Annotated in this window: 17 protein-coding genes; 16 read left to right on the top strand and 1 reads right to left on the bottom strand. The window is 36.5% G+C overall.

Annotation, left to right across the window (positions count from 1 at the left end):
• Nucleotide 1: 1 nt before the first annotated feature.
• The 12 genes from F5ESL0263_RS07165 to F5ESL0263_RS07110 all read left to right on the top strand — a co-directional run bounded on the left by F5ESL0263_RS07165 (nt 2) and on the right by F5ESL0263_RS07110 (nt 15,800).
• Nucleotides 2-985 carry a LacI family DNA-binding transcriptional regulator gene (locus tag F5ESL0263_RS07165; protein ID WP_122035942.1) on the top strand — a complete coding sequence of 328 codons (984 nt, stop codon included), beginning with the start codon at nt 2-4 and terminating at the stop codon, nt 983-985.
• Complete coding sequence (locus F5ESL0263_RS07160) at nt 978-2,303, top strand: alpha-L-fucosidase (protein ID WP_122035940.1); 1,326 nt, start codon at nt 978-980, stop codon at nt 2,301-2,303. The genes F5ESL0263_RS07165 and F5ESL0263_RS07160 overlap by 8 nt, the downstream gene beginning before the upstream one ends.
• A gap of 138 nt (nt 2,304-2,441) precedes the next feature.
• Nucleotides 2,442-3,770 (top strand): PTS sugar transporter subunit IIC, encoded by a 1,329-nt coding sequence (locus F5ESL0263_RS07155; RefSeq protein WP_122035938.1) that lies wholly within the window; start codon nt 2,442-2,444, stop codon nt 3,768-3,770.
• Nucleotides 3,771-4,071: 301 nt separating this feature from the next.
• Nucleotides 4,072-5,427, top strand: a complete 1,356-nt coding sequence (locus tag F5ESL0263_RS07150) for a PTS sugar transporter subunit IIC (protein ID WP_122035936.1) — start codon at nt 4,072-4,074, stop codon at nt 5,425-5,427.
• Between the two features lie 25 nt (nt 5,428-5,452).
• Nucleotides 5,453-6,553 (top strand): DUF871 domain-containing protein, encoded by a 1,101-nt coding sequence (locus F5ESL0263_RS07145; RefSeq protein ID WP_122035934.1) that lies wholly within the window; start codon nt 5,453-5,455, stop codon nt 6,551-6,553.
• 121 nt (nt 6,554-6,674) lie between these two features.
• A complete protein-coding gene (locus tag F5ESL0263_RS07140; protein WP_122035932.1) occupies nt 6,675-7,724 on the top strand; it encodes a MupG family TIM beta-alpha barrel fold protein in 1,050 nt (349 codons plus the stop codon).
• Between the two features lie 100 nt (nt 7,725-7,824).
• Nucleotides 7,825-8,298 carry an isochorismatase family cysteine hydrolase gene (locus F5ESL0263_RS07135; RefSeq protein ID WP_122035930.1) on the top strand — a complete coding sequence of 158 codons (474 nt, stop codon included), beginning with the start codon at nt 7,825-7,827 and terminating at the stop codon, nt 8,296-8,298.
• Between the two features lie 109 nt (nt 8,299-8,407).
• Nucleotides 8,408-10,390 (top strand): glucose PTS transporter subunit IIA, encoded by a 1,983-nt coding sequence (locus F5ESL0263_RS07130; protein ID WP_122035929.1) that lies wholly within the window; start codon nt 8,408-8,410, stop codon nt 10,388-10,390.
• 2 nt (nt 10,391-10,392) lie between these two features.
• Nucleotides 10,393-11,289, top strand: coding sequence for an N-acetylmuramic acid 6-phosphate etherase (murQ, locus tag F5ESL0263_RS07125; protein ID WP_122035927.1), 897 nt, complete (start codon nt 10,393-10,395; stop codon nt 11,287-11,289).
• Nucleotides 11,290-11,453: 164 nt separating this feature from the next.
• A complete protein-coding gene (locus tag F5ESL0263_RS07120) occupies nt 11,454-12,425 on the top strand; it encodes a ribose-phosphate diphosphokinase (RefSeq protein ID WP_046307695.1) in 972 nt (323 codons plus the stop codon).
• Between the two features lie 190 nt (nt 12,426-12,615).
• Nucleotides 12,616-14,205, top strand: coding sequence for an ABC transporter ATP-binding protein (locus tag F5ESL0263_RS07115; protein WP_158593027.1), 1,590 nt, complete (start codon nt 12,616-12,618; stop codon nt 14,203-14,205).
• Between the two features lie 2 nt (nt 14,206-14,207).
• On the top strand, nt 14,208-15,800 hold the full coding sequence (locus F5ESL0263_RS07110) for an ABC transporter ATP-binding protein (protein ID WP_122035923.1): 1,593 nt from the start codon (nt 14,208-14,210) through the stop codon (nt 15,798-15,800).
• A 52-nt stretch (nt 15,801-15,852) separates the two neighbouring features.
• Here F5ESL0263_RS07110 and F5ESL0263_RS07105 read toward each other — a convergent pair whose 3' ends face one another.
• Complete coding sequence (locus tag F5ESL0263_RS07105) at nt 15,853-16,560, bottom strand: GntR family transcriptional regulator (RefSeq protein ID WP_122035921.1); 708 nt, start codon at nt 16,558-16,560, stop codon at nt 15,853-15,855.
• Between the two features lie 343 nt (nt 16,561-16,903).
• On the opposite strand from F5ESL0263_RS07105, the gene F5ESL0263_RS07100 reads away from it, so the two are divergent.
• The 4 genes from F5ESL0263_RS07100 to F5ESL0263_RS07085 are packed head-to-tail and all read left to right on the top strand — an operon-like array spanning nt 16,904 to nt 19,388.
• The gene (locus tag F5ESL0263_RS07100) at nt 16,904-17,308 is read left to right on the top strand and encodes a PTS sugar transporter subunit IIA (RefSeq protein WP_122035919.1); all 405 of its coding nucleotides are present in this window, start codon (nt 16,904-16,906) and stop codon (nt 17,306-17,308) included.
• Nucleotides 17,305-17,793: a PTS sugar transporter subunit IIB gene (locus F5ESL0263_RS07095; protein ID WP_122035917.1), complete on the top strand. Its 489-nt coding sequence runs from the start codon at nt 17,305-17,307 to the stop codon at nt 17,791-17,793. Before F5ESL0263_RS07100 ends, F5ESL0263_RS07095 begins: the two co-directional genes overlap by 4 nt.
• Before the next feature lie 18 nt (nt 17,794-17,811).
• Complete coding sequence (locus tag F5ESL0263_RS07090; protein WP_122035915.1) at nt 17,812-18,558, top strand: PTS sugar transporter subunit IIC; 747 nt, start codon at nt 17,812-17,814, stop codon at nt 18,556-18,558.
• Nucleotides 18,558-19,388: a PTS system mannose/fructose/sorbose family transporter subunit IID gene (locus F5ESL0263_RS07085; protein WP_122035913.1), complete on the top strand. Its 831-nt coding sequence runs from the start codon at nt 18,558-18,560 to the stop codon at nt 19,386-19,388. The genes F5ESL0263_RS07090 and F5ESL0263_RS07085 overlap by 1 nt, the downstream gene beginning before the upstream one ends.
• Nucleotides 19,389-19,395 lie beyond the last annotated feature (7 nt).

Here is a 19,395-nt window from a genome sequence, read left to right as displayed (position 1 = left end):
AATGGTCACGATTAAAGATATTGCCAATAAGTCAGGTGTGTCTGTTGGGTCTATTTCACGCTATTTGAATGGTGTTCATTTAAAAAAAGCAAATGAGGAAAAGATTCAGCAAGCAATCAAAGAACTGCACTATATCCCAAATCAAACGGCAAAAGCACTGAAGATGAATAAATCATTTTCAATTGGGATCTTAGTTGATAATATGGATAACTTTTATAGCTCTCAGCTGCTGGCAGCATTAGAACAACTATTTGATCAAGCTGGTTACTTTTTGCTTTTAACTAGTCACCGAAACGATAAGGAAACTTTTGAATACAAGCTGAAAAAACTGATTGAACGGTCAGTAGATGCATTAATTATTTTGAAAGCTGAAACTAAGTGGGATGCATTTCAAGAAGTAGGACAGGTTGGGATTCCTGTAATCTCAGTTGAAGCATCTTTGGCAGACAAATCAGTTCCAGAAATATTGAGTGCCGATCAACAAGCGTCTCAAGAAGTTGTGGAACGAATGTTGAAAAAGCGAAAGAAAACAGCATTCATCATTCCAACTGAAAGCGATTATGTACTTCAACAACGATTAGCAGGAATTAATGCGGCATGTAAAAAAATGTCAGTTGAAATTTCATCTGATCAAATAATTTATGTTGACTATGGAACTACTGAAGCGTATGAAGCTGTATCCGAGCTAATAAAAAACGACTTTGATTCAATTTTTGTTACCAATTATACGAATGCAATTCAAGTTGTAGAAGGAATTCGTGATGCTGGCATGGAAGTTGGAACACAGATTGCAGTTGCTGGATTTGGTTACTCTCACCTACTCCAAAACATGAAGCTACCGATTACATTAATTAAGCAGCCTGTGGATAAAATTGCGGAAAAAGTGGCAGACTCAACTTTAAAACTTCTCGACAATCAAGAAGTGGATAAGCAAGTATTTATTCAGGATAAGATTTTTTGGCAAAAGGAGCTAGAAAATGAGTGAAAACAAGAAACGACAGGATATTATTGAAAACAAAGCAGCTCAGCAAGAAGCATATCAAGATTTGCCATCGGAAATTGTTGATAAGCTTGAGTGGTTCCAAGATCAAAAGCTTGGCATTATTTTTCACTGGGGCCTATACTCGCAAGCAGGAATAGTTGAATCGTGGCAATTATCTAAAGAAGATGACTGGGCTCGCAAACACGGTGCTTGGAGATCAGATTTAACCACATTAAGGCATGATTACTGGAATTTGAATAGGGAATTCAATCCAGTTAAATTTAATCCGAATGATTGGGCAAAAGCAGCTAAAGATGCGGGTTTTAAGTATATGTTATTTACAACTAAGCACCACGATGGCTTTAATATGTACGACACAAGCTATAGTGACTACAAAATAACGGCAGCAGATTCTGTGTTTCATACTAATCCACAAGCCGATCTTTTAAAGTATGTGAATAATGCGTTTCGCAAAGAAGGGATTGCGACAGGTGCATATTATTCCAAGGCTGACTGGCATAGTCCTTTTTATTGGGAGCCTAATTCAGACCCGCAAGGTCGATATGCTAGTTACGACCCTGAAGAGAAACCAGAATTGTGGCATCAATTTCAGCAATTCGTTGAAAATCAGCTATTAGAAATTTGTCAAAATTATGGTCCAATTGATATTTTATGGCTTGATGCTGGTTGGGTTAATAGTATGCATCATGAGCAACTACCAATGGATGAAATTGCACAAAAGATTTGGCAGATTAAGCCAGATACTTTAATTGTTGATCGAACAATTGGTGGGAAATATGAAAATTATGTTACCCCAGAGCAAAAAATTCCAACTGTACCACCGAAAAAAGTTTGGGAAAGTAATCTTACTTTGGCCAAAAACTGGGGCTATGTTCCTAACGACCAGTATAAAAGCTTTGTTGAGATTTTAAGTAGTATTGTAAAGATTATTAGCTTAGGTGGGAATGTAATTTTAGGTGTTGGGCCAAAGCCAGATGGGACCTTACCAGAACCTGCATTAGCTCTAATGAAGCAACTGGGTGACTGGCTGAAAGTTTTTGGGGAAGCGGTCTATAGTACACGTGGTTGTCCAGAATATGCAAAAAACCAGCTATATCTAACTAAGAAAGATGGCAATCATTACCTGTTTTACGAACAACAACAGGGTGGTGAACAAAAATCTCTTGCTGATTTAACTTTTTCGTATGAATCTGTTGAAAACTTAGAAACAAAAGAAAGCATTCAGTCTTCTGATTCTAGAATTACTTTGCCAGAAACTGCATTTCCTTTTGGAGTATTAAAACTTAAAGCGGATAAATAATTAAACTAAGGTAATCTGTAAAAGCTTTCATTTTTATATTGAAACGTTTCCAAAAACATTGTATAATACTATTATTGAAACGTTTCAATAATTGAATCCTTTAAGTTAGAAATTTCAAAAATAGTTAAGGGAGTAAAAATGAATATTTCTGAAAAAATTAATAAGCTTGTTTTACCTTTAGCAAATAAAATTGGTAATCAGCGACATTTAGTGGCTATCCGAGATGCCTTTGTTGACATTACGCCAATAATTATGGTTAACTCGCTTTTCCTATTGTTAAATTCGTTAGTTCTGAATCAACCTGCAGTTTTAAAGGCATTTCCTTATGCAGCTAAATTGACTGAAATGGGAACGATGGTAAACAACGGTACTATGGGCTTTATGACCATATTTGTAACGTTTATAATTGGTTACCGTTTGCTTAATTCTTATATTGCTGACGGTAGAATTGGTACGAACGATATTAGTCCAATTCACGCGGGAATTTTAAGTGTAGCTACTGCCTTAATTATGTTTCCGTTGAATAATCCTGCAGTGATAACTGGTACTGTCAAAACAGTTACAGTTGCTGGGGTTTACGCACAATCTCTAACTTCATCTGGTGGGATGTTTGTGGGCTTGATTGCGGCAGTTCTAAGCACAGAGCTATTGTTGTTTTTCTACAAAGCGAAAAAGTTAAGAATCAAAATGCCTGACGGTGTACCGCCTGCGGTTGCTCAGTCTTTTAATTCACTAATACCTGAGTCACTTGTAGTTATCGTCTTTGCGGTTATTACCTTTGCTTATGTCCAAATTTTCCATCAAGGAATAACCGACTTAGTTCAAGCAGTAATTTCCAAACCTTTGCAAGCAGCAATGGAATCATGGATTGGCTGTTTCGTTATTCAGTTTGTGACGCAGTTCTTATGGTTCTTTGGTTTGCACGGACAGAATATTGTTGCATCAGTAACTTCGCCACCAATGATAGCAGCAATTCAGCAAAATATGGCTGCCTTTGCTGCCCACAAAGCCGTTCCGAATATCGTTACAAATCCTTGGATTGGTATGTACACTTTGTTTGGTGGAACCGGTGCGATTCTGCCGTTCTTAATAGCAATCTTTATTGCCTCTAAACGTAGGGAATATCGTGATGTAGCCAAATTGGGCTTACTTCCAAGTATCTTTAACGTTTCTGAACCGATTATGTTTGGGATTCCAATTGTAATGAATCCTTACTTTGTAATTCCATTTATCTTTGTTCCATTGATTAACCTTGCAATTGCATATCCACTAACATTACTAGGTGTAGTGGCAAAAAGCGTTGTTATTCCTGCTTGGACAATTCCTCCTATTTTAACTACATGGGTGACAACCGCAGGAGATATACCAGCAACGATCCTTTCACTCTTACTGTTCATTTTAGATATTTTCCTATATTTACCATTTGTTTTGGCAAGTAATAAAGGTGCCAAGTTAGAAGAAAAATAGAGCTAGTATAACTTATGAAACTAACTAAAGGACTAATTTTTAATTAGTCCTTTTTTGGTATTATTAAAAGTTATGAAAGGCAAAAAGTGATAATGCTTTTCGTATAATACTGTTATTTAATAATTCTGAATAAGCTGTTTTCCGAAATTAAAAGCTTATATTTATGGTTTTATACATCTAAAACTATACAAAAACCCTATTAAATACTATTATTTAATGCGTTTTTTTCACTTTTTCTAAAGCGATTTCATCTACTATGGTATAATACAAGTGTAGTTAAAAATAGTAGGAGGAAATTAAAATGAATGCTTTAATTAACTGGTTAAATAAGCATGTCGTTCCCGTTGCTGCAAAGATAGGTTCGATTCGCTGGCTTGTAGCCTTGCGTGATGCTTTCATTTCTATCATGCCATTGATTATGGCAGGTTCTGTAGCTAATGTTATTAATGCGTTAGTAAGAGATCTACCAAATCAATTCGGCTGGACCGGCTTTGTAAGTTCAATGCAATGGCTAATTGCCATTAATGCATTAGTCTGGACAGGTACAACCGCTGTTCTAGGTTTGCTATTTGCATTTACATTTGGTTACCAAATGTGTGTTCAATACAAAGTTGAACCAATTGCTGGTGGTTTAGTTACCTTAGGTACTTTTATCATGGGACTGCCACAGAGCTTCTCACTTGATTTAAAAGCTGCTTTAACAAAGGGAGATGTTAAAGCTATCACTGACGCTGGTGCTGCTGTAGCTGGTAAAAACGTTAGTGCATGGGGTTACTTCAACTTTAACAAGTACTTTGGTGCTTACGGTTTCTTCACAGTAATGATCATGGGCGGTATTGCTATTGCCGTATACATCATGTTGATGAAGAAACATATTACAATCAAGATGCCTGCTAGTGTTCCACCAGCAGTTTCTAACGCATTTACTGGAATTATTCCTGCTGTTGCAGGTTTGTATGTTGTCGGTATTATTAACTATCTATTCCAACTCAACAACACAACTGTTATTGACTTTATCTCAAAGACAATTCAAGAGCCTTTGATGAAAGTCAGTCAAGGTTACTGGTCAGTATTATTGATTACCTTCTTGGTTCAATTATTCTGGTTCTTCGGTATTCACGGTACCAACGTTCTTGCACCAGTTACCGAGAGTATTTGGACTACTGCGTTGATTGCTAACGTTAATGCCTACCACAACGGTAAAACATTACCTTACATGTGGACAAGAACAGACTTTGACCTTTATGTTTGGATTGGTGGTGCAGGTTCCACCTTACTATTGCTATTAGCAATCTTGATTTTCTCAAAACGTGAAGATCAACGTGCTGTTGCAAAAGTTTCATTAGTTCCTGGTATCTTCAACATTAACGAACCTGTAATGTTTGGTATGCCTGTTGTTTTGAATCCAATCTACTTCATTCCATTTGTTCTTGCACCATTAGTTATGGTTTCAATTTCATATGCTGCTTTGAAGTTTGGCTTGGTCAACCCAGTTAGAGCACAAATAACTTGGGCAATGCCACCATTCCTCAACGCATTCTTAGGAACAATGGATTGGCGTTCAATTGTGTTACAGGCTGTTAACATGGTTATAGGTTTCTTTATCTATGTACCATTCGTTATTGCTGCTAACAATATGAAACCTGAAGCAGAATAGTCCTAGTTTAAGGAGTAATAAAATTATGAAGCAATTAGGTATATCACTTTATCCAGAGCAAAGTACTTTTGAACAAGATCAAAAGTATATGGATTTGGCTCATAAATATGGTTATAAGCGTATTTTTACATCGCTATTGCAATTAAAAAGCGATGATGGCGAAGATTTATTAGCTAAGTTGAAAAAAGATGTTGCTTATGCAAATAAGCTAGGCTTTACGACAGTTGTTGATATTAATCCGGGCTTATTCAAGGAATTAAACATTGACTACAATAATTTAGTCTTTTTCCATGACTTAGGCGTTTGGGGCCTGCGCTTAGACGAAGGCTTCAGCGGGATGGAAGAAGCAGCAATGACTCATAATCCATACGGATTAAAGATTGAGCTTAATATGAGTCGTGGTACGAATTACCTTGATAGCATTATGTCTTATGATCCAGAGCCTGATAACTTAATTGGTTGTCATAATTTCTATCCACAGGAATATACTGGTTTGAGCGAAGACATTTTTATGGAATATTCACTCAAATATCGTGAGTATGGTTTACACACCGCTGCATTTATTTCTTCAAAGAATGCGCAATTTGGTCCATGGCCTGTTCATGAGGGCTTACCAACAATGGAAAGTGATCGTCAAAGAAACATTGCTAGCCAAGTGACACACTTACGCTTAAGCAAAATGATTGATGACATTATCATTGGTAATGCTTTTGCTAGTGAGGAAGAACTTGCTGCAGCTGCTGCAGCCCTCAATAGTCCATTTCCAGTTTTAGGAATTGATTTTGAAGAAGGTGTTCTACCAATTGAACAAACAATTTGTTTAAAAGATAAACATCTATACCGTGGTGACGCTTCTGAATACTTATTACGTGACACAATGCCACGTGTGGTTTATTCCGATGAGGACATTCCTGCTCATAATAATGAGAAGTCTACCTTTGATTTTGGTGATGTTGTAGTTGTAAATGACAAGTATCCTCGCTATAAGGGCGAGCTACAAATTGTCTTAACTCCATTTGAAAATGACGGTAGGCGTAATCTGGTTGGCCACTTGAGAGAGGATGATCTTGATTTACTTGATCTAGTGGAACCATGGAGTACATTTGTACTTGAAGAAAATAACTAAAACTAGTTTTCTGCAAAAGAAAAGGCTATAGGTTTAACCTATAGCCTTTTTTATTTTGATATCGCTTTCAAAAAAATAGTATAATAGAAATAACAGTTTTTTTATGAAGGAAAGAGAAAAAATGCTTGGATTTTCAATTTATCTGGATCATGACCTAACAGCCGATGATTATAACTACTTATTGGCAATGCGTAATGCTGGTTTAACGACAATTTTTACTTCTCTAAATATTCCTGAAGATGATGATAAACTAGTTTTAAAGCGCTTGGGGGAATTAACCAAGTGGTGTAGTAATCTAGATATAGATTTAATTGCGGATGTTTCTAAGGCTGGCTTAGAGAAATTGGGTGTAGCAATTACCGATATTGATCAGGTTAAAAAGTTGCATTTAACAGGATTAAGAATAGATTCAGGAGTTGACTACAGCACAATTGCAAAGCTATCAAAAGAGATGCCGATAGCACTAAATGCAAGCACGATTGAAAAAGATGATGTTACTGCATTGCGAAGTTATTGTGCTGACTTTACCCATTTACAAGCGTGGCATAATTATTATCCACGACCAGAGACTGGTTTATCCACAAATTGGTTAGCTACTAAAAATGCTTGGCTGCATGAAATGAACTTGCAGACGATGGCTTTTGTTGCGGGAGACGCAAAAAAGAGAGGGCCAATTAATGAGGGCTTGCCGACAGTAGAACAGCAACGAAAAGAAAATCCATTGGCAGCGATGCTTGAATTGAAAGAGCTCGGCTGTGATCACGTTTTTATTGGTGATGCTGACTTATCTCAGGCATCACTGAGAAGCTTTAAAAACTACATTAAAGAGAATGCAATTACGCTGCGAATAAACAAAGAAGTACCAGAGCTATTTAGTCACGAATGGCACAATCGAAGAGATTGTGCAGAAAAAGTTATTCGTTTAGCTGAAGGACGTGAACGGCAGCTCTTTGGAACAACTCCTAATAGCGAAGCTCTGGCACGTCCTAAAGGAACGATTACCTGTGATGATAGCTTGTATATGCGTTATCAAGGTGAGTTACAAATCACAAAATGTGATTTGCCAGCTGATAAACGGGTTAACGTTTTAGCGCAGGTGATACAAGAAGATTTGCCATTATTAAATCAAATAGAAGCAGGTAAAAAGCTACTCTTTACATCGGATGAGTAATTTATCCTACAGCGAGTAATAAAGTTTAGGTTGAATATCAACAATATAGCGTTATAATAAAAACGGTTTCAAAGAAATATTTTTAGTTGAGAGGATAATTATGTCAGCCGATAATTTATTGCTAGTAGTTGATGTTCAGGAACAAGCGATGCACTTTTCGAGCAAGAAGGCAAAATTGCTTGAACGGATTAACCGTGTCATTAAAAAGTTTGAAGAAAATAATGATCCAGTTATTTACGTCAAGCAGGAAAACCTTGGTGACTTTTCTTCTAAGTTGAAGGTCGAGAGTTCGGCACCAGTTTTCACTAAGAACGAACCAAGTCCGTTTACGCAAACAAACTTTGCTCAGAAGGTACATGATCTTAATCCTAAAAATGTTGTTGTGGTGGGGTTAATGAATCATGCATGTGTTCAGGCAACAGTAAAAAGTGCATTGAGTCGCGACTACTCAGTTACATTAATTTCGGACGGATATGATTCTTCTATTAAACCAGTAACGAATCATTATAATCACTTATTAACTAAATTAGGTGCTCATCGGTTAACGACGGATGAATTTTTATTAGTTCAATAATTTATGTGAGCCACGGATATGCTGAAAAAGTATCTCCGTGGTTTTTGTGTTCTAAAAGCAGTAATATTTTGGTAACTAGCAAGTTATTTTTTTAAGCAGGGAGGCTTAAATGAGTATAGACAAGTATACAGATTTGGGACAAAAAATTTATGACCAGATCGGTGGAATCGAAAATGTTAAATCGTTGTACCATTGCATGACAAGGGTGCGAATTTCAATAAGAGACAGAAATAAGGTTGACTTAGCCGGACTTAAGAAAATAGACGGTGTCATTGGAGTTGTTGACGGTGAAACTTTAGAAATTGTTTTAGGCCCAGGGGTGAATACTAAAGTCGCTCAAAGCATGGTTGATGCTGCCGGTGTAAAAGAGAATGATCCTTTCCCAGCTACTGCACCAAGTTCGTCAAGTACCGAGACATATCAACAAGATAAATCAGAGGTAATGCAAAAAGCACAAACGGTTCATGATGCGCAAAAAGCTAGTTTAAAGCAAACCTGGTGGAGAGCAATTTTGCAACATATTTCTGCTATCTTCATTCCACTTATTCCTGCATTTGTTGGTGCGGGACTGATTTCTGGTGTGGTTGGGATGCTGAGAAACTTGATGACAGTTAAAATATTGCCACCAAGCTTGAATCTGGGCATAACTGTTTTAGGTGTAATTTCTTCTGGTTTATTTACCTATCTAAACATTTATGTTGGTATTAATGCTGCCAAAGAATTTGGTGCTACACCAGGTTTAGGAGGCATTATTGGTGGAATTATTATGTTGCCAAATGTATTACCGCCAGTTACTATTCCGAACGTGTTTGACGGCAAACCACTTGCTGCAGGACAGGGTGGTATCATTGGAGTTTTAATATCTGTATGGCTACTTTCTTACGTAGAAAAGTTTTTCCACAATCATATAGCCGATTCTGTGGATATTATTTTCACACCATTTTTAACGCTCTTAATAATGGGTTTAGCTACTATCTTTATTGTCATGCCTTTTGCGGGTTGGATCTCAAATTCACTAGTTAACAGTATTAATTGGGTACTTAAAGTTGGTGGTCCAATTGCCGGTTTTATTTTAGGTGCAGTATTTTTGCCAATGGTTCTTTTTGGAATCCACCAAATTTTGACACCGATTCATATTCAAATGATTCAAAAAATGGGCTATACTCCACTTTTGCCGATTTTAGCTATGGCTGGTGCAGGTCAAGTGGGTACGGCAATAGCTTTATGGATTAAATGCCGCAAAAATAAAGCGTTAACTAAGTTAATAAAAGGGGCATTGCCAGTTGGAATTTTAGGTGTTGGTGAGCCCTTGATTTATGGGGTTTCGCTCCCACTTGGACGTCCATTTATTACTGCTTGTCTTGGCGGTGGTATTGGTGGTGCAGTCTTAGGTGCTTTTGGTAATGTAGTATCAACGGCAATTGGTACCTCAGGAGTTGCGCTGATACCATTAATTGCGAATAACAAGGCTCTATATTACTGCATTGGCTTATTAGCAGCTTACCTTGGTGGATTTGTTTTAACTTATTTATGGGGCGTTCCTCAAGATGCAATGTTAGCCAAAAATGAAGATGGCACTTTAGTAAACCAAGTTGAGGAAACAAATGAAGTGAAAAATAGTGTTTCAGTATCTTTAGCTAGTCCAGTTAGTGGTCAACTTGAAGCATTAACTGCCGTACCTGATGATGTGTTTTCGCAAAAAATGTTGGGTGATGGTTTTGCTGTTATTCCAGATAGTGATGAGATTGTTGCACCAGTTGATGGGCGAATTTTAACAATAATGGATACCAAACATGCGATTACGATGGAGTCAGCAGAAGGACCACTCGAAATAGTTCTGCATTTTGGAATAGATACGGTTGAACTTAAAGGTGAGCCATTTGAAATTAATGTAAAAAGTGGTCAGTATGTAAAACAAGGAGACTTAATTGCCAAAATGGATGTTGCAGCAGTTAAAGTGGCCAATAAGCCTACAGATGTGATGACCATTGTTAATAATATGGAAGATGTAGCTCAAATTAGTCCTATTTCTACTAAACAGGTGAAGGCTGACCAGATTGTTACAACTGTTACAACAAAAAGTAGAGGATAAAAATGGAAATTAAAGAGTTAAAAACTGAAGAGCGTAATCCTGCAACTAGTGAAATTGATAGAATGTCAACACTAGAAATGGTTAAGACGATTAATCAAGAAGATCAGAAAGTTGCTCAAGCAGTGAGACAGGAAAACGAGCAAATTGCCCATGCAATTGATGCAGCAGCTAAAAATTATTCTAATGGCGGTCGTTTAATCTATCTTGGTGCTGGAACTAGTGGACGGCTTGGCGTATTAGATGCTGCAGAGCTAGTGCCGACTTATGGTATTAAGCCTGAAAGAGCAGTCGGACTAATTGCTGGCGGAAAAAGTGCAATGTTTTCAGCTGTAGAAGGCACCGAAGATTCGGCAGAACTGGGTGAAAAGGACTTAAGTAATTTGGCTTTAACTCAAAATGATGTTGTACTTGGCTTAGCTGCAAGTGGCCGAACACCATATGTGATTGGTGGATTAGACTATGCCAAAAAGCAAGGTGCCTTAACAATTGCAATTGCCTGTGTAGCAGATTCTGTTATTGGTCAGCATGCAGATATTACTATTGAAGCGGTTGTTGGTCCTGAAGTAGTCACTGGTTCAACCCGGATGAAGGCCGGGACAGCTCAAAAGATGATTTTGAATATGATTTCCACAGGCGTGATGATTAAGCAGGGAAAAGTATATTCAAATATGATGATTGATGTACAGCCGACTAATGAAAAGTTGGTTGATCGAGCATGTCGCATCATTAGTGCAACTGCCGATATTGATACTAAAAAGGCACTACAGCTCTTAGAAAAGGCCAACAAAAATGTGGCTCAAGCAATTGTGATGGCTAAAACAGGAAAGACTGAACATGAAGCTGCCGAATTACTAAAGAAATATCATGGTAATATTCGTAGTGTCTTAGATCATGAATAAAAATTTCTTTTAAAATAAGTGGAAAACTTACGCATTATCTGTGCATTCTAGCATTCGGGACTTGAATGTCGTCCGCTAAAGTTGAATAATAGTATAGGAAAAAGCTTTTTCGGACAACTTTTGGTAAAATAATAAGTTGTTAACATTTTAATACGGAGGAAATTATGTCTTATAAAGACAATATGATGTTGTTTGCCCTCAATTCGAATTTACCGCTAGCACAAAAAATTGCGGACCGCGTTGGGATTCCACTTAGTGAATCCAGTGTACAACGCTTTAGCGATGGGGAAATTCAAATTAATATAGACGAATCTGTTCGTGGTAAGGACGTATATTTAATTCAATCAACGAGTGTACCAGTCAATGATAATTTGATGGAATTGCTGATTATGATTGATGCTGTTCGCCGCGCAAGTGCACAGACGATAAATATTGTAATTCCATATTATGGCTATGCTCGTCAGGATCGCAAGACTCGTCCACGTGAACCAATTACAGCCAAATTAGTTGCTGATATGTTGCAAGAAGCAGGTGCCACTAGACTATTATCACTAGATTTACATGCACCTCAAATTCAAGGCTTCTTCGATATACCTGTAGATAATTTAATGGGTGCACCATTACTTGCAGATTACTTCTTAAGAAATAATCTGGAAAAGGATGCAGTTGTAGTTTCACCAGATCATGGTGGTGTTACTCGTGCTAGAAAACTTGCAGAATTCCTAGGCACTTCAATTGCAATTGTTGATAAGCGTCGACCACGTGCTAATGTTGCCGAGGTGATGAACATCATTGGTGACGTTAAAGGTAAGCGAGCAATCATTATTGATGATATGATCGATACTGCTGGAACTATCACATTAGCTGCACAAGCATTGATTGATGCAGGTGCAACTGAAGTTTATGCCAGTGCTACACATGCTGTTTTATCTGGTCCAGCCATTAAACGTTTAAATGATTCTCCGATTAAAAGTTTGGTATTAACAGATTCAATTAACCAACCTGCAGAGAAGAAGTTGGATAAGACTTCACTTGTTTCAGTGGGACCGTTAATTGGGGATGCAATTAAGTGTATTCAAAAGAATGAACCACTTAGTCCTTTGTTTAATACCAGATATGAAAAAGATAAGCACTAAAATTTAAAATGACACGAAATAAAACCCTGAGATCAATTTGATTTCAGGGTTTTTTCTATATACTAAATTATCTTACTAATAAAATATGTGTCACTTAGTTGGAAAAAATGACCACTTAATTGAATAATATTGAATTTAAAATAAAATTAGACTTTAATAAGAAATATGAAATTAAGGAGGCTTGAGACCATTGACACTAAAGCAATTATTAAAGACTAGCATACCAAGAACAATTTTAATTTTATTAGTTTTCTTGGCTTATGCACTAAGCGGTACTGCAACAACATATTTTTTCAAATACATAACTAATGATCTTAGTAATGAAAACTGGAGTGGATTTGCTTTTTGGATAATTGTAGAACTTATCATTTCAATTTTTACTATTCTTCTACTACCACTAGGAACATTTTTGTTTAACAAGCAGATTCAAGAATATTTGCACGAAATTCGCGCCAAAATAATGAAACACTATTATGCCGACGAACCAACTAAGGTTGCAGATATGCAGAATCAATTGGGAAATAATCTCAAAGTTTTGTCCGACGATTATGCGACGCCATGGATAAAAATCTGGATTAACTTATTAAGCATCATTATGGCAATAGGAACACTATTAACATTGCATTGGTCATTAATTTTGATTGTGACCGTAATAACGATTATTGTTCTTTGCTTACCTCAAATCATGACCAAAAAATTGTCCAGTTCAACTGCTAAAGCAGCTCAAAAGAATGCGCAATTTTTAAATACAATTGAGAACTGGTTTTCTGGTCTAGGAGAATTACGACGTTATAGTGCTGGTGGCCGTTTAGCCAAAGCGCTTGGTCAAGATAACCAGAAACTTACAGATGCCAATGTAAATAGTAATAAAATGAAGTCTATTGCAATTGTAATTAATGGTGTGGGCAACTCAATCGGTCAAGTGGGAACTGGTCTCTGGGCTGGTCTATTATTTTTCAGACATATAATATCTCTGGGTGACTGGGCCATCGCTAGTGGTTTTGCTTCAACTATTTTTAATGGCTTATGGGAAATCATTAGTGCAATTACCCAAATTCGTTCAACAAAGGAATTGCGTGCTGATGTTACTAAACTCATTCAGCCGCTACCTGAAAGAAAGCCTAAGGCTGCAGTATATGGTTTAAAATGTCGCAACCTAGAGGTTCAATATCAAAATGGCGAAAGTATCACTTATCCTGATTTCACTATTAATCAAGGCGATAAAGTTCTACTAACAGGTGATTCTGGCACTGGAAAGTCAACACTTTTCAAGGTTCTATTGGGTAAAATTGAGCCCCAAAACGGTGAGGTCTATTTTATTGATCAAGCTGGTAACAAATTGCTACCTAAGCAAGCTGAATTAGGTTATGTGGCTCAAGACGCTACGCTTTTCCCAGATACGGTTGCTAATAATATTACGATGTTTAACCAAAAACTAAGTTCTAGATTAAGTGGAGCCGTTCAAAATGTACAGCTAGCTTCAGACATAGCAAGCTTTCCACAACAAATTGACACTAATGTTGATTTAGATCAAGAAAACTTATCTGGAGGGCAAAAACAAAAAGTTGTTTTAGCAAGAGCTGAAATACATGACAAACCATTTCTTTTATTGGATGAGGCAACAAGTGCAGTTGATAGCAAGACAACTAATAAAATCATTAGTGAACTGCTGCAAACAGATAAAACAGTCTTGCTAATTGCACATAATTTTAGTCCTGATTTAATGGAAAAATTTGATTATCAAATCTGCTTAAAAGCAAAGAAAAAGGAGGTCAAGTAGAAATGACTATTAAAGGTTTTTTTAAGCAAAACCCATTACGCTTTGTAGTGATAATGGTAGTGCTAATTAGCTTTTATGCACTTATGATTGTTAACTCATTAATTGTGATGATTGAAACTACAGCAATTCAGCAAGGTAATTTTAGAACTTTCATGGTTATGGTTCTTGCTAGTTTTGTATTAATCCTGATCGATTATTTATTGCAAGGACTGCTAGGTTATCTTCAATCTAAACAAGAGGAACAATATAAAGCTGTTATTCGTCAAAAAACAATTGACCATTTTTATAAAGATCAAAAGGAGCACCCTGTAGCCCAGGTTCAGAATGGATTAACTAATGACTTAGTTCAAAGCCAAGAAAATTACTTAGAACCCTTTTTCAATTTGCTCGGTGGTGTAGCAATTATCGTGTCTGTTGTTGCATTATTAATTTCATTACACTGGAGTTTACTTTTAGTGGTCACTTTGATGGTGATTATTTCGTTAACTGTGCCTAAGTTGCTTGAAAAACCGTTACAGCAAGCAATAACTCACATTTCTGAAAGCAATCAAAAGTATTTGGATTGCTTAGACAAGTGGCTTAGTGGCTTAGAAGAAATACAACGCTATTTTGCCGGTGAAAAGTTATTTGCGATAACAGATAAGGCAGCCAAAGACTTAGAGGATGCAAATGTTAAACAAAATGGGGTCATGCAACTGCTGTCTATTGTTAATGGGTTAATTTCAGTTTGCTTTCAAACAATCTTATTTTTATTAGCTGGCTACTTATTTCAGCAAAAACTAGTTGCTTTTGGTGTCATTATCGGTGTTGGAAACTGTCAATATTATCTAAGAATGGGCGTTGAAGAAATCATTAATTCATACGGCCAGATGAAGGGTGCCCAAGCTTTAAATAAAAAAATTGCTGAGGAAACTGAAAGTGTTGAACAGCCTAAACTAGAACAAGTCTCAGCACCTGCGGAACTGAGTGTTCGTGACCTCAGCCTACAATTTCCAAATGGTGAGAGTCTAAAATTCCCTGATATTGATATTAAAGCAGGTGAAAAAATACTATTAACTGGGGATTCAGGTGCAGGTAAATCAACTTTATTTAAACTTATTCTAGAGCAACTTAAGCCGACTACGGGAAAAATTGTTTTCAAGAATAAAAACGGCGTGCCAATTAATCCTGATATGGAGAAAATTGGTTATATCCCTCAAGATCCTGTTCTCTTTCCAGCAAGTATCGCTGACAATATGACGATGTTTGCTGATAAACTAAAAAGTGCTTTACCTTCGCTTGTAGAAAAAGTTCAGCTTGATGGAGATATTGCTAAGTTTAACCAAGGGCTGAATCAGCAAATCGATTTGAATAAGTTGAATATTTCTGGCGGACAAAGGCAAAAAATTGTTTTAGTACGTGCATTAGTTCATCACAGTGAATTGATTCTAATTGATGAGGGAACTAGTGCGATTGATCAACAAGCTACAATGGAAATTTTGCGTGAAGTAACTGCAACCTCTGCAACGGTAATCTTTATAGCTCATAACTTTAATGAACAAATGAAGCAGTTATTTGACCGTGAAATTCATATAGTTAAAAACACAGCAAAATAAGTAAATAAAAAGCACTCAATCTCATAGTATCAAGAGATTGGGTGCTTTTTTACTAAGATTCGTTGAATCGGTAGGTGTAAAGATCTGGGTTGTAATAAGAAACAAATACACCTAATGGGACACGCTGATTATCAGAAGTAATGGTATCAGTGTTTGCCAAGGTCATTAACAAAAAATCTACGTCTAATTTGAGCGCTTTTTGCTGTTCCTTAGTTGCTTTAACAGCCTTAATTTCAACGAAATTTTGGATGACAGGCAATTTTAACTTTTTTAGGTAGGAATAAAGAGATGTTGTTAACAAATTAAAATCAATCTTTTTAATTAGTTTGGCACTTATATAGTCTTCAGTTAATGCGATCGGATTACCGTCTCCAGTCCTGAGCCTTTTCGTGTGATGGAATTTCTCAATTGGAGAGGAGAATTCATTGGCTGAAGGTACTTCATTTTGATTTTCTAAATTATAAGAAATCAGAGTTGAGCCTGGGGTCATTCTCTGTTGCTTAATAATATCGGTAAAACTGATATTGTCGGTTAGTAACCGTAGCACACTTTTTTCTTTTACAAAGGTACCTCGCCCTGCAATTCTAGTTACATATCCTTGTTTTTCTAAATTTTTCATTGCCTTATTGACAGTCATACGGCTGTAACCGTATTTTTCACTAATTTGAATTTCGGGCGGCAGTTGATCACCTGCTTTAAGTACACCCTTGTTAATTTTTTCAATAAAGTAATCTTCTACTTTTTCATATTTAGCTTTCACTTGCGTATTCCTTAAATGATTTTATTTGTTGTCGTTGTTTTGATAACTGTTTCTTTATTAATTATAAATAATTTGTTGTGTGTTAAGCAAAAAATTATTTCTCTATGTTTCTTCATATAAAATGTATATACCATATATTTATAATAAGATAAAAAAGATAAAAATCAATTTTAGATTCCTTATAATTGCGTTAAAAATAGCATTTGTTGCCAAAATTAAATACAAGATAGCATTTTTATTCTTGCTAAAATGTATATACAGTAGTATATTTAACTTAGATTTAATGTTTACGCTAACATTTTAATCAAACAAATTGTAGAAACTAGTGAAAGGAAGTTATTCAATGAGTCAATTTATCATCGCTACGCACAGCTACTTAGCTGACGGATATAAGAATTCAATCAATTTTTTTAACGGTGCTACCAATAATGTTCATTTCATTAATGCATATGTCGACGATCAAAAGAATTTTGTTGAAGAGTTAAACGGGTTATTGGAAAAATTAAAAACTGACCAAATAGTAATTTTAACTGATATGCCTGGTGGAAGTGTTAATAAGGAAGCAGTTAATTTAATTAAAGATTACGACTGTAAAGTTATCAGCGGCATTAATCTCTCATTGGTATTGGAGCTAATAATGAACCCAGATGACAAGTTGTCTGATGAAGCAATTCGCCTTACTGTTAATGAAGCGCGTAAACAAATTATTTATGTAAATGATTTACTGAAGGAGGAAGATTTAGAATGATTAGTTTATTAAGAGCAGATGATCGACTTGTCCACGGCTTGGTTGCAGTGTCATGGACAAACCAATTACACCCTGACATTTTATTAGTTGCTAATGATCATGCGGCAAATGACTCAATGACTAAAATGACAATGAAATTAGCTAAACCAGCAGGTGTTACTTTGGGAATAAAGAGTCTAAAAGATGCAGCACAAATCTTAAATAGTCCTAAATATACAAACAAGAAAATTTTTGTAGTAACGATTAATGTTAAGGATGCTTTAGCTTTAAAACATGATGTGGCAGGAATCGATAAGGTGAATGTAGGAACTGCAGGAATTCACTATGAAAACGGAGTTTCTGTTTTACCACAAATTAAGATGACTGAAGAAGAGTTTGCCAGTGCCAAAGAGTTACACGACCAAGGTGTAGAAGTTTTTGCCCAGGTAACACCGACTGCTGAAAGCTTGAATTTTGCTGGTATTGAAAAAGCATTTAAGAAATAAATAAGAAGGAGATAAATTATGTTACAAGCATTCTTAGTTGCTCTCGTGGGAGCGGGAGCATACATGGAAAGTCGACTTGGCGGGCAGCACATGCTTGATCGACCAATTATCATTGGCCCTATAGTTGGCTTAGTAATGGGTGATTTTACCACTGGACTAATTTTGGGTGGACAACTTGAATTAGTATGGATGGGTTTAGTTGGTATAGGAACAACTACACCTCCAGATGTTGTTGTTGGCTCAGCTCTTGCGACTGCTTTGGCAATCAAGACAGGCACAAATTGGCAAACAACACTGACTTTGGCTATTCCAATTGCTTTAATTGCTCAAATTATTGCGATTGCAATTGGCAGCTTTAATGCGATTTTCACCCACTATGCTGATCGTCAAATTGAAAAGAAAAACTGGAAAGGAATTGCAATTGGACAATGGTCTGGAACAGTAATGCTATTCTTAGCAAAATTTGTTCCAATCATGGTCGGATATTTAGTCGGTGCACCAGTAATTAAAGTTATTATTAAGGCAATTCCAAAGGTTATTCAGGATGGATTAACTCAGTCTGGTAACTTGCTACCTGCATTGGGAATCGCAATGTTAATGCAGTTAACTTACGATAAAAAATACGCACCATTTCTCTTTTTAGGATTTGGTTTGGTAGCCTTTTTGAAAGTTCCAATGATAGGAGTAGCTGTGTTTGGCCTAATCATTGCTTACATTTACTACGAATTTAAACCAGCAGAAAATAACGAGGAGGACTTACTATAATGGCAGACGCAGCAACACAAAAATCAACTAAGAAACTAACCAAAAAAGACCTGCGTAGTGTAATGTGGAGACACTACCAATTATTAGGTTCCTTTAATTATGAACGGCAAATGTCTCTTGGTTATGCATGGGCAATGACTCCAGTGATTAAACGCCTTTATGGTGATAATGATGATGAAATGCAAAAAGGATTTCAGCGTCATTTGGAATTCTTTAACTGTTCAGCATCTACTTCACCAATAATTTTGGGAATTAGTTGTGCAATGGAAGAACAAAACGCCAATTCAGAAGATTTCGACGCTAGTTCAATTAACTCTGTAAAAACGGCCTTAATGGGACCTCTTGCCGGAATCGGTGACTCAATGTTTTGGGGAACTCTACGTGTAATTGGCGTCGGGGTTGGAGCCCCACTGGCTGTTAAAGGAAGTATCTTAGGGCCAATTCTTTACTTTTTAATTAACGTTATTCCTAGTGAGCTGTTACGCTGGTTTGGTTTTAAACTAGGCTATCAAGGTGGAAACAAGTTTCTTGCTGAAGCAAGTGAAAGTGGGACACTACAAAAGCTTACGGAAGCTGCTAAAATTTTAGGATTAGTGGTGGTTGGAGCAATGATTGCGTCCATGGTAATTATTAAGGTGCCGTTAGTTATGAAATTAGGTGGAACAAAGGTCAGTTTGCAACAGACTTTAGACTCACTAATGCCTAATTTATTACCATTACTTTTGACTTTTGGCTGTTATGGGCTGTTACAAAAGAAAGTTAACGGTACGGTAATTCTGATTGGCTTGATTATACTTGGAATTTTAGCAGTTGCAGTTGGTCTACTATAGGGACTGA

Source organism: Lactobacillus sp. ESL0263 (assembly GCF_003692845.1).
GTDB lineage: Bacteria > Bacillota > Bacilli > Lactobacillales > Lactobacillaceae > Lactobacillus > Lactobacillus apis.
This window is presented reverse-complemented; position numbering and strand designations above follow the sequence as displayed.

Bases quoted from the DNA above. Each gene is read 5' to 3' on its own strand.
- F5ESL0263_RS07165 (WP_122035942.1), top strand. From the start codon at position 2: ATGGTCACGATTAAAGATATTGCCAATAAGTCAGGTGTGTCTGTTGGG.
- F5ESL0263_RS07160 (WP_122035940.1), top strand. From the start codon at position 978: ATGAGTGAAAACAAGAAACGACAGGATATTATTGAAAACAAAGCAGCT.
- F5ESL0263_RS07155 (WP_122035938.1), top strand. From the start codon at position 2,442: ATGAATATTTCTGAAAAAATTAATAAGCTTGTTTTACCTTTAGCAAAT.
- F5ESL0263_RS07150 (WP_122035936.1), top strand. From the start codon at position 4,072: ATGAATGCTTTAATTAACTGGTTAAATAAGCATGTCGTTCCCGTTGCT.
- F5ESL0263_RS07145 (WP_122035934.1), top strand. From the start codon at position 5,453: ATGAAGCAATTAGGTATATCACTTTATCCAGAGCAAAGTACTTTTGAA.
- F5ESL0263_RS07140 (WP_122035932.1), top strand. From the start codon at position 6,675: ATGCTTGGATTTTCAATTTATCTGGATCATGACCTAACAGCCGATGAT.
- F5ESL0263_RS07135 (WP_122035930.1), top strand. From the start codon at position 7,825: ATGTCAGCCGATAATTTATTGCTAGTAGTTGATGTTCAGGAACAAGCG.
- F5ESL0263_RS07130 (WP_122035929.1), top strand. From the start codon at position 8,408: ATGAGTATAGACAAGTATACAGATTTGGGACAAAAAATTTATGACCAG.
- murQ (WP_122035927.1), top strand. From the start codon at position 10,393: ATGGAAATTAAAGAGTTAAAAACTGAAGAGCGTAATCCTGCAACTAGT.
- F5ESL0263_RS07120 (WP_046307695.1), top strand. From the start codon at position 11,454: ATGTCTTATAAAGACAATATGATGTTGTTTGCCCTCAATTCGAATTTA.
- F5ESL0263_RS07110 (WP_122035923.1), top strand. From the start codon at position 14,208: ATGACTATTAAAGGTTTTTTTAAGCAAAACCCATTACGCTTTGTAGTG.
- F5ESL0263_RS07100 (WP_122035919.1), top strand. From the start codon at position 16,904: ATGAGTCAATTTATCATCGCTACGCACAGCTACTTAGCTGACGGATAT.
- F5ESL0263_RS07095 (WP_122035917.1), top strand. From the start codon at position 17,305: ATGATTAGTTTATTAAGAGCAGATGATCGACTTGTCCACGGCTTGGTT.
- F5ESL0263_RS07090 (WP_122035915.1), top strand. From the start codon at position 17,812: ATGTTACAAGCATTCTTAGTTGCTCTCGTGGGAGCGGGAGCATACATG.
- F5ESL0263_RS07085 (WP_122035913.1), top strand. From the start codon at position 18,558: ATGGCAGACGCAGCAACACAAAAATCAACTAAGAAACTAACCAAAAAA.